Genomic DNA, 10,798 nt, shown 5'->3' on the forward strand with positions numbered 1-10,798 from the left:
GAGGGTGTGATAGTACTGCCCCCCGGTGCCTTCTGCAGGCGCTCTCAAGGTCCGCTTCTGACGAACGTCGAGTTGGGCTTTGACGACCGATATTAGGCGCAAGGCCGCCGTTCACCTCTCCTTCTAGTCAGCGCTCCGGCCAGCGAAAAAGCGTCGAGGCCCCAACAGAGTGAAAATCGGTATTTCACATTGACGCGCAACCAGGTGATGAAGGTATGCCGCAGCTCATCATCGGCGACCGCAACAGCACCGGCCGCAGCGCCCAGCAGGAATGCAACGAGGGTTTCATGAGCGCTCGTGCTGGGCCGTCCCGAGCGCCCAGCCAGGTGCTTGGACTTGCGGTTCGATAGCGCGCGAAGTGTGAGAAGCCGCGCGAGAAGAGCCCGGACCGCCGCGAGAATCCGGGACGCTGGCGGAAATTTCGCCGAACCGCGCCCGAAACAGACATCCGTTGCCACATTGTCGTCGTAACTTTCCGGTGGTGAGCATGAACGCCAAAGCGCGACCTCCTCCTAGGGCAAGCCCCCCTCAGCTCCCTGCCGGTGGGGGCTTTTCACATATTGAGACCTATATTTGTTGGCTCAAAGCATTGGTCATTGATGTGGTGGCAGCGCGCCTGGGCAGAGGAACTTGTCTTGAAGGCGAGTGAGACGCGTGCGATTAGCGAAACCCTTACGAGGATGATCACGCCGGAGATGTCGCCCAAGCACTCTTCAAGGCTGCTCGAAAGAGCATCCCAAAACGGCCAACAAGGATATCGCCAGAGCGGCGTTCTACTCGATTATTGCCAATGCGGATCAGGAAACCGTCAAGGTCAGGAACCTGCAGGCATTCGCTCTCGCCGAGCGCCCCGGCCGGAGAATTAAACTAGGACAGTCAGCGGATTCTGTAGGCTTGATCGTCTGCGGGAATTGGAGTGGCGCAAGCATTGGTCAACGGGGTTCCCTGCCGCGATCGCACCATAACGGCACGCCCACGAATCGGCCATTTAGGATAGGCGGCGGGCCTGAGCGTCCGCTTGGCCGGCGTCGAGACCCATAACTCCCAACCCTTGGCGCCGGCCGCCCTCTATGAACACTGCCTTGCGAACGCGTTTGCATTGCGTAATGTTCAGCCGGGGCAATGGATTTCACAGGGGTTGGGCACGTGGCGAACGCCGATATTACACAGATCGACGCGGCAGGTCTGAACCGGGTCCGGGATCTGGCTCTGATCATCTGGCCAGCGCACTATGCGCCGTTGATCGGCGCCGACCTGATCCCACCAATGGTAGCGGACATGTATTCGCTTAACACGCTTGGCGCGGACATGCGCGAGCGAGGCCACCTGTACTGGATCGCCTCGGTTGACGGGAAAGATATTGGCTATGCGTCGGCCTACTTGAAAGACGGGCGGCTGTGGATCAAAAAGCTTTACCTGCTGCCGTCCGTTCGGGGCATGGGGCTGGGAAAGCAGCTTATCGCGACGATCAGAGACCATTACGGGAGGCAGCACCCGCAGGCCCTCTACGTAAGCGATCGCAATGAGACAGCCATCGCGTTCTACAAGTCGCAAGGCTTCACCGTCGAGAGCTTGGAGCCTGTGCAGATGGGCCCTTATCATTTCGAGGATTATGTGATGGTACGCCCTGGAGAGATTGCCTTGCCCCAGTCTCGTCCGGACGTGCCGACCTACTGAATGGCGCAGTAGCCAACGCCCTTTTGACCCCGTTACCACCTATCCGAACAAAAGGGCTACAGGTGCACTTCGCGGAGCCCGTTCGTTTTGCCGCTACTCGTCCGTTTCGTGCGTCGTGATGACGATCAGGTAGGCGGGCCGGTCAGCGGGCGCTTGGGGCTGATCGGCAGAAAGTCGGACCGGCGCCCTGGTGGCCGCCTGGCGTCAGATTGACCGATGGGCCAAAAAATCGTTCCACGGCCGGTCGACCGGTTCTTCCACAAGCGATCCCATAATTCCGGAGTGGTAAACCCGTGAAATGCCAGATAATTCCAGACGTACCAGTCTGCATGTTGTGCTACTTTTGTTTTTAGCAGCTATTTAGTAATGTGGATCAGCGCCCTTCCGGACTTTCCAGTATAGTCTTCAGCGAAACCTTGGCCGAGCCCGGCTTCAGCGGTTTTTGCTGCGAAGCGTCGGGCGATCAACGCCTCAATCCACCTACGCGGGGCTAAATCGAACACGAACCGTGCAGATCGACCCGCGCCACAGCGTAGGCGTCCAGAATTAATTGCTCATCCAACTGTCGTCCGAACCCTCCCATGAAGTTCGGATCGGCGGCCGCCCGCTCGAAATGGTCGGCAGAAAGAAGACAAATGCGCGCGCCGACCGGCATACCCGAAAGCCGCACGGATTGCCTCTTGGCAGTAAGGTTAGAAAGCCAAAGCGTCGTGCTCCCGTTTTTTTCGGCGGCGATCGCCGCGATGCTGTCAATTCCGGAAGTTCCCACCGACAGCAGACTGGCGCCACCGAGCTTTGATAGGCCTGCCATGATATGGAAAGCGGGATACACCATTGGGCCATCCTGTTGGTCGAACCACGGCTGCGCGAAATTGCCTCTCCTGTAGACGAAACCAAATGGGCCGGTGAAGTCACCGAAGGCGACGGCTTCGATGCCCTCGCGAGCGCAGGCCGCGAAATAGCCGACGATCCAGGCCGCATTGAACAGCCCGCGCTGGCGAGGATCGATGCGGGTGAGGCAGACGCGACCGTTCGCTTCGTTCTGCGCCGTGGAGGCTCCGTAAGGGTTCTCGCGGCAGCCGAGTTGACTGGGGCCCACACGCAGGGGCAAGCGTTCGCCCATGAAGGCACGGGCAGAGCGGATCAGATGGGGAATGGCCTCAAGCGTCTCCATCACCGACACATCGTCTGCAGCGTGCACGCTTGGACAGGTGGTGAAGGTCGCGTAGTCGAGCGCCTCGCCTGGCGGGCGCTTGCGATTGAGCTCGGTGAAGTACGCGGCCATGCCGCCGCCCAGCGTTACACCCGGGAAAGCCCGGCGCGCCGCGGAGTAGTTTTCGTGGAAGCTTGGCATCGCCGGCCATGTTGCTCCCGGCTGTACCGATTTCATGTCCTGCGCCGGAAAGACGCAGACAGCCTCTGGAGCGAGGCCGAGGCGACGGACAGCGTCCGCGACCGGCTTCAACTCGCCGAACGGATCCAGCGTTCCCCTGGTTATGATCTCCAGTACGACGCTTGCCCCGATCAACCGGGTCAGCGCTGCGTAGCGTTCAAGTTCATCGTGACCTTGGCCGAGACGGAGATCGACCTGGCAGACCATCCACTGCGGAGCCAATTGCCGAATTAGATCGGAGGTTTCAAGGGCGTGCCTGGCTTCCCCGGCGGCGACGCCGACGCCAATGCGAGGCACCCGGCCGGCCGGTCCGCCAATTGTCACGTTGATCGGTGGGTTGGGGTTTTCAGACGTCCCCCTACAAAGCGTCCCCGACACATGAAGCCGGACGGCCTGCGTGAATTTCTCACCCTTGGGCAGTCTGTAGGGCCACGGGCGACGCAGGGGACGAACATAGGTCTTATAGGAGGCATCAGACCAGTTGCGTTGGTCCTCCATCTCAAAGGTATCACCATCCATGGTGCAGGTGGCCCAGATCCCAGGCGCGATCTCATGCGACAGCGCGCGCACGTCAGTGAACGGACATTCAGGATCAATAACGTCTGGAAAAAGCGAAAGCCTTTCGAGACCATCCTGATGCAGCACCCTCACCGGCTTGCCGGCCAAAGCCGCGATCGGATGCAGCACGACGAAGCCGGTCCGGTTGGTCAAAAGGTCGGTCTCGGGCTCTGCTTCTGCCACAAACGACAGTGCGCCATCGCTACTGCCCGAGATCCGGGCCCGGTAAACCAGGCGGCCCGATGTTGCGGCACATGTTCCGCGGTATTCAATGGCGAACGCATCCGGCCTCTCGTCGATCCGCAGATCATCGAGAACGGGGGTACATGTTCCCCAGTTTTCGTCCCGTACAAGGAACGAGATTCCGCGCAAAACCTCGATCGTCCCAATGCGGATGTAACGCAACGCCCCATTGTCGAACGCGAGCGACAGGGAGCCGGCGCGCAGTGTGCGCAGCGGTTCCTCGAGCTGTTCGGTGCCACACAAGCGGACTGCCAGAGAAGCTGTCGAGGTCAAAGTGCCCGCTCCGTCGTGGCGTCGAAGATCGATGCCCGTTTCATGTTGATGTCGATCGCCAGCTTCTCCCCAGGACGGCTGACGTCGTGCGCCTGCAACTCCGCCATCACCGGCGCACCCGCAAGTCGGAATGTCGCGTAGCTGCGCGAGCCGGTCGGCTGCAGCAGGTCGATTGTTGCCTCATAGCGAAACGTGCCCTGCGCCGGCGTGGCAGTGTGCGCACGAGTGAGGTGCTCCGGTCTCAACCCGAGCAGCACCTTCTGTCCGTCTGCGACGTCCTGCAGCCCCCTGCCGGGCGCTAAAGGCAGCAGTGCGTCCGCGAGCCGGATGGCGGCGGTGCTTCCCTCCAAGGCAAGGGTGCCTGGCAGGAAGCTCATCCGCGGCGAACCCAGGAACCCAGCGACGAAGGTCGAGGCCGGGCGCTCGAACAACTCGAGTGGCGCGCCCTGCTGCTCTATCAGCCCGTCGCGCATCAGCACGATGCGGTCAGCCAACGTCATTGCTTCGATCTGGTCATGGGTGACGTAGATCATCGTTGTGGCAATGTCCTGGTGAAGGCGTTTGATCTCGCCGCGCATTTCGTCGCGAAGCTGTGCGTCGAGATTGGACAGCGGCTCGTCGAACAAAAAGATGCGGGGGTTGCGGACTATGGCGCGGCCGATGGCGACGCGCTGGCGCTGGCCACCGGACAGTTGGCGCGGAAAACGCCCCAGCAAGGGAGTGATGCCAAGCATGCGCGCCGCCTCGGCAACGCGCATCTCCACCTCTGGCTTCGGCATCTTGCGAGCCTTGAGGCCGAAGCCAATGTTCTTGGCCACGCTCATATGCGGATAGAGCGCATAATCTTGGAACACCATTGCCACGTCGCGGTCGCGCGGCCTGAAATCATTGACCACCTCGCCGCCGATCTCGATCGTGCCTTGTGAACTCTCCTCCAGTCCGGCGATGGTCCTCAACAGGGTGCTCTTGCCGCAGCCGGACGGACCAACCAGAACGGTGAACTCGCCGTCGCGGATGTGGAGGTCAATACCGCGCACCGCATGGAAGGCGCCGTAGCGCTTGTGCAAGCCGGTGATTCTGACTTCGGCCATGCCTACCCTTCCCTATCCGCGAACGGCGCCGAGCGTCAGCCCGCGCACGAGATGTCGTTGAGCAAGCACTCCAAGGGCGATCGATGGCACGAGGGAGACGATGGCAAGGGCCGCGGCTTCACCATATTGTGCGCCCTGGAAGCCGATGAAGGCGCGGAAGACCGTTGGCAGCGTGAAGGCGGTTCGGCTTGTCAAAATCAGCGCGAAGAAGAACTCGGTCCAGCAGGCAATGAAGGCGAAGACAGCCGCCGCGACGATGCCGGGCGCGGCCAGCGGCACGGCAACGCGCCAGAAAGCCTCCCATCGCGTGCAGCCATCGACGAGGGCCGCCTCCTCCATCGACTTCGGCATGCCGCGGAAATAGGCGAACATCATCCAAACGGACACCGGCAGCGTGAAGACCGTGTAGGCTATGATCAGCCCGATATGGGTGTCGTATAGCCCGACGCCGCGGTAGATCAGGAATACCGGTAGGACGATGCCGATAGGTGGCAGGAAGCGCTGCGACAGCACCCAGAAGGACAGATGCCGGCCACCCGTGTTGTAGCGCGCCAGACTATAGGCCATCAGCGTGCCGAACAGTGCCGAAAGCACCGTGGCCGAAAGCGAAATAATCAGGCTGTTGATAAGCCCGTCGAGACCGCGATAGGTGAACAGCGCGGCTTCGTAGTGGACAAGCGTCGGCTCCGCGGGGAACCAGACAGGCGGTACGGTGAGGTAGTCGTCGCTGGGCTTGATTGAGGTGTTGAACATCCAGTAGAGCGGCCACAGCACGAACACTAGGAAGAACCCCAAAAGCAGGATTCGCCCGATCGGCAACGACCGGCGTTTCCTGCGGCGGGCGGGCGCTACGGCGGCCATCAGACCGGATCGACCTTCAAGAGCCGGCGTACCAGCAACGCCACGATGAGCGCCGTAAAGATCAGGAACAGCCAACTTCCGGCCGTTGCCTGCGACAGATGAAACTGCGTGAAGCCGACGGTATAGAGATAATAGGAGGCCGTGTACGTTTGTGTTCCCGGGCCGCCGCCTGTCATGATGAATATGGTATCGAACATACGGATGGCGTCGAGCAGACGGAAAGTCAGCGCCAGCAGCATCATCGGCCCCAGATGGGGGAGCGTGATCGCCCAGAAGACCTGCCAGGCGTTGACCCCGTCGAGTTCTGCCGCCTCATAGAGATTGGGAGGAATTGCGGTCAGGCCAGCGAGCAGGATGACGAACATGAATGGCGTCCACTGCCAGACATCGGCGATGATGAGCGAGACATAGAGCCACGGGCGCTCGGTCATCCAGCCGATCGTAACCTCCTGCCCCAACAATTGCGTCAGGATATAGTTGGTCGGTCCGAAAGGCCGCTGCAAAAGCAGCGTCCAGGCCTGGCCGACGATGACTGGGCTGATGAACAGCGGCACGATCAGGATCGACATGATCACGCCGCGGCCCGGAAAGCTGCGCACCATTGTCAGCGCCACCAAGAGACCGAGCACGAATTCGATAGCGACGCTGATGCCCGACAGCCATGCCGTCAGCAACAGTGACCAACGTGCCACGGGATCGAACACGACCCGCTCGAAGTTCTTCAATCCGACAAATGCGTGGCCCGGCACCTGGAAGTCGTAGTTGATAAAGGATACGACCAGCGAGAACAGGAGCGGATAGATCGACAGCGCCAATATCAGCAGCACCGCGGGCGCGACCAGCAGCCACTTGAAATGGCGGTCGGCCCGTTGGGCGAACGCAGATAGCCGGGGCGGTGCGCCGGCGGCCTTCAAGCGGTGAATCGTGGCGGTGGGCTGCATCGGTGTATCCAAAAGGCTGCTTAGCGGTTCGGCGAGGTGTTGCGAGCCAAGCGCCCGCAACACCAATTGCTCCAGGCTCTGCCTCCCCTCAGAGGGCGACCGCCATGCCAAGTTTTTCCACCGTGTTGTCGGCGGTGGCGCCAGGCAGTTTCAGGAACTCGGTGTAGAAACCTTTCTGCGAATCCACACCCAGTCGGTCGGTCGTCTCGTTCCACTCGGCCGCCGCCGTTTCCAGCGACGCCTTCGGATCCGCACCAGCCCACACCGCCGTGCACATACGGTCGATGCTCAAGAAGTAGTCCTGCGCGCCTGGCATGATCGGGTCGAGCAGACCAACATTTGCCGAGTTGTTGAGATTGGCAAGGTACTCCTTGGCACTTGGGAAGAGCGCGCCGTAGAGTTCGGACTTGAAGTGCGAGATACGGTACGGGTCTCGTAGCGCATAGGGCAGCATGCAACGCGCCAGAGAGACCGGTGGCGAGCATATCCATTGCATGAACAGATACGCCGCCTCGGGGTTGGGCGAGTCCGCCGACAGCGCCTTGTTGTAGCCGGTGGCATGTTCCGGATTGCCCGGAACGACGGCATAGCCGACCTTGCCAGCGATCTGGGACTGGGGGATGAAGTTGATCGCCGTGGCGGACTGCGAATAATTCGCCGCCATGCGGCCGCTGGGAGGCCAGGAATAGATCATCGCGACTTTGCCGGTCAGGAAGGCCGCCCACAGGGAGACGGCGTCGAGCTCGTTGTTGCCGGGGATCGAGGCCTTGTTCGCCGCGAGCATGTTGGTCAGCGTCTTGACGCCGGCGTCCGAAACCAGGCCCGCCTTCATGTCGTCGCCGAACAGTTTGCCGCCATTGGCGCGGTACTGCTGCAGGAAGTCGAACTGGTTGCCGGGGCTGCCCGCCTTGCGGAAGTGTCCCGCGCCATAGACCTTTGGCGCCATCTGGTCGGTGATGAACTGGGCGATCTGGGCATATTCCTCCCAAGTCTTCGGCGGTCCAAGCTTGGCGTTGAACTTTGCCTGGTAGGCCTCCATCATCTTCGGATCCTCGAAGATGTCCTTGCGGTAGTAGAGAGCGAACATGTCGCCGTCGTCGAAGAACCCCCAGATCTTGCCCTTGTAGGTTGGCAGCGCCTTGTACAGAGGGTGATAGTCCTCGAGGTCTGCCGGGTTCATGTATTTGGCGATGTAGTCGTCGAGAGGTGCGATGACGCCGCCATCGGCAAGCGATGGTGTCCAGGCCGGCGAGACGTCGAGGACGTCATAGGCACCTGAGCCGGCGATGTGCTCGGCGACCGCCTTGGAGTACTGGTCCGGGTTCGACAGTTCGACGACATTCGACTTCATCCCGGTGAGCTGCTCCCACATCGGCCCACTGAAATTGCGCGGATCGAGTGCCTGCAGGCCAGCCTCGTAGGTCATGTTGAGGGTGACGCCCGAATGCGCCTTGGCGGCCTCCACCGCGCGAAACGCGGAACCGTCCGCCGGGCCTTCCTTCGATGCTTTCAGGGCTGCAGCCTGCGCTTGGCCGAGCGGCGAGGTGGCGTCCGCCAGTTCCAGCGTCTGCTGCGCCACCGCCCAATCGGTCATCATCCCCAGCATCGGGCCAGACGCAGCCAACATGCCGGTCATCTGACCGAAGCGGGTTATGAAAGTTCGGCGGGTAGTTTCGCCGCGCATGAAGGCGTCGACCTCTGCTTCGAGACCTGCCTGAAAGTCACGTTTGTCACGATCGTTCATAGTGCTTGGTCCTCCCGTTTCCATTTGCCTCACTCGTCCGCGGGCGCGGCGGTCGAGCATTCCTCCCGTAAAGTCGCCGCAAGGGGGCCGCGGCGGCGCACCAAAAAATCAGCGTCCTCCTAGGTTCCGAAGCGGGCCGCGAGCCCCGACAGCCTGGTCTTCCACAGCTCGCTCGAAAGCACCTCGCGATTGACCACGCCGCGCGGCTCGCGACCGTGTTGCACCTCGATCACCGCCTTGACGTCGGCGGCACCGTTGCCGGCAAAGCACTGGTCGGTCCAGCAAAGCGCGTGCGGCGCCAGGATGACATTGTCGAGTTTGAGGATCGCATCGTCTGCATCGGGAGGCTCCTGCTCGAGCACGTCGAGACCGGCCCCCGCGATGCGGCGCGCCTGCAGCGCTTGTGTCAGCGCTTTCTGGTCGACGATCGGGCCGCGCGCGGTGTTGATCAGGTAAGCTGTCGGCTTCATAAGGGCGATCCGCTCAGCATTGACGATGTGGTGGGTCTGCGGCGACAGCGGGCAACTCACCGACAGCACGTCGGCGCGGCGAAACAGGTCCTCCAGCCCGACCAGTTCGACGCCCAGGTCGGCAGCAACCCTCTTGTCAGCGAACGGGTCATGGGCAATGAATTGCATGTCAAAGGGCCTCGCCAAGCGGAAGACCTCGGCGCCGATGTTGCCGATGCCCAGCGACCCAAGCGTACGCCCGACGAGCCCGACGCCCATATGTTCCGAGCGCTCCTGGAAGCCATGAGATCCCTTGCGGGTGAGCGCGTCCTTTGTCAGCAGTTTGCCGGTCAGTGCCAGCATGAAGGTGATGACGGATACGGCGACGGGCCGTCGCACGCCATCGGGCGTGATGACCAAGGCAATGCCGGCGGCGGTGCAGGCCTCAACGTCGACAGTGTCGTAGCCGACCCCGAAGCGGGCAACGACGGCCAGGCAGCCGCTCCTGGGGACACTCGTGGAATCGAAGCGATGGGCGAGAAGGATCAGCGCATCGAAATCCTCAAGTTGGTCGGCGCGAAGCGGACTGTTCGATTCCAGGAACACCATCTCGACGCCCGCCGCATTGCGCAGCGGCTCCAGATCGAAATCTGGATAGGTCGGCGAGCCGTCCGGCTTACGGAAATCACCCGAAAGCGCCACCCTGAATTTCACGCTGTCCATCGTCTCCTCCGCTCTATTGGCACCCGGCCCGGATTTTGGAAACCGCGTCAGCCATCGCGTCGTGCAAGACCCAAACGTCGCCCGAATAACAAATGAAATCGAAGCCTTGTGCGTAGAAGTCGTGTCCCTGCGCGACGTTGGGCACCAGGCGTCCAAGCGATTTGTTGTGCTTCTTGGCGGCTGCAACGATTTTGGCCATTGCAGCGGTGAAAGTGGGGTGGGCGAAGTCGCCCGGAATGCCGAGCGAGACGGACAGATCGAAATGTCCGACCCACAGACAATCGACCCCGTCCAGTCCCGCGATGCCGTCGATGTTCTTGACGCCGTCGGCGGTCTCGATCAGGCAGATGAACGTCGAGCGCTTGTTGGCGGCCTCGAATTTGTCAGCGACCGAACCCGGACGGTAGCGGTCGTGAGCGATCTGCAGCGCCACGCCGCGGGCGCCGGCAGGATGGTATTTCATGGATTTGATGATGTGTTGCGCCTGTTCGACCGAACTCACCATCGGTGCGATCAGCCCTTCAGCGCCCATGTCCATCGCGCGGGCAAGGAAATGGTAGTCCTGCGACGGCACGCGCACCATAACCGGCAGATCGGCTGCCTCGAAATAGCGGATCGCGCTCTTCAGCGTTTCCAAGCTGAATCCCGAATGCTCCATGTCGAAAAAGACGAAATCGCAACCAGCGGACTTCAGGATGTGACCAATTCCCGGCGTGGCGAATTCGGCGACAAGCGTACCGAGCTTGACCCGCCTGTGAGAGGCTAACGCCTTGAGACTTGGCTCTGACATGCACTACCCTCCCGTTCGCCCCAAAGGGCCGATCTGCCTATGTTGCCTTCAATGC

8 protein-coding genes and 1 pseudogene are annotated in these 10,798 nt (G+C 61.5%); 1 reads left to right on the forward strand and 8 read right to left on the reverse strand.

The window, feature by feature from the left end; all coding sequences use genetic code 11:
- Positions 1–1,146: 1,146 nt before the first annotated feature.
- The gene (locus tag EOD15_RS19260) at positions 1,147–1,677 is read left to right on the forward strand and encodes a GNAT family N-acetyltransferase (RefSeq protein ID WP_164761579.1); all 531 of its coding nucleotides are present in this window, start codon (positions 1,147–1,149) and stop codon (positions 1,675–1,677) included.
- A 373-nt stretch (positions 1,678–2,050) separates the two neighbouring features.
- Here EOD15_RS19260 and EOD15_RS36830 read toward each other — a convergent pair.
- The 8 genes and pseudogenes from EOD15_RS36830 to EOD15_RS19300 form a co-directional block, all read right to left on the reverse strand.
- Positions 2,051–2,140: pseudogene (locus EOD15_RS36830) on the reverse strand (SAM-dependent methyltransferase); the annotation flags it as partial.
- A 27-nt stretch (positions 2,141–2,167) separates the two neighbouring features.
- A complete protein-coding gene (locus EOD15_RS19270) occupies positions 2,168–4,144 on the reverse strand; it encodes a hypothetical protein (protein ID WP_127318626.1) in 1,977 nt (658 codons plus the stop codon).
- Positions 4,141–5,235 carry a sn-glycerol-3-phosphate ABC transporter ATP-binding protein UgpC gene (gene ugpC / locus EOD15_RS19275; protein WP_127318624.1) on the reverse strand — a complete coding sequence of 365 codons (1,095 nt, stop codon included), beginning with the start codon at positions 5,233–5,235 and terminating at the stop codon, positions 4,141–4,143. Before ugpC ends, EOD15_RS19270 begins: the two co-directional genes overlap by 4 nt.
- A 12-nt stretch (positions 5,236–5,247) precedes the next feature.
- A complete protein-coding gene (locus EOD15_RS19280) occupies positions 5,248–6,054 on the reverse strand; it encodes a carbohydrate ABC transporter permease (protein ID WP_245463715.1) in 807 nt (268 codons plus the stop codon).
- A 41-nt stretch (positions 6,055–6,095) separates the two neighbouring features.
- A complete protein-coding gene (locus EOD15_RS19285; RefSeq protein WP_127318620.1) occupies positions 6,096–7,037 on the reverse strand; it encodes a sugar ABC transporter permease in 942 nt (313 codons plus the stop codon).
- Positions 7,038–7,125: 88 nt separating this feature from the next.
- Positions 7,126–8,781, reverse strand: coding sequence for an extracellular solute-binding protein (locus tag EOD15_RS19290; protein ID WP_127318618.1), 1,656 nt, complete (start codon positions 8,779–8,781; stop codon positions 7,126–7,128).
- Positions 8,782–8,900: 119 nt separating this feature from the next.
- Positions 8,901–9,953, reverse strand: a complete 1,053-nt coding sequence (locus tag EOD15_RS19295) for an NAD(P)-dependent oxidoreductase (protein WP_127408744.1) — start codon at positions 9,951–9,953, stop codon at positions 8,901–8,903.
- Positions 9,954–9,966: 13 nt separating this feature from the next.
- The gene (locus tag EOD15_RS19300; protein ID WP_127321681.1) at positions 9,967–10,743 is read right to left on the reverse strand and encodes an aldolase/citrate lyase family protein; all 777 of its coding nucleotides are present in this window, start codon (positions 10,741–10,743) and stop codon (positions 9,967–9,969) included.
- Positions 10,744–10,798: the final 55 nt, after the last annotated feature.

Source organism: Mesorhizobium sp. M7A.T.Ca.US.000.02.2.1 (assembly GCF_003996995.1).
Classification (GTDB): Bacteria; Pseudomonadota; Alphaproteobacteria; order Rhizobiales; family Rhizobiaceae; genus Mesorhizobium.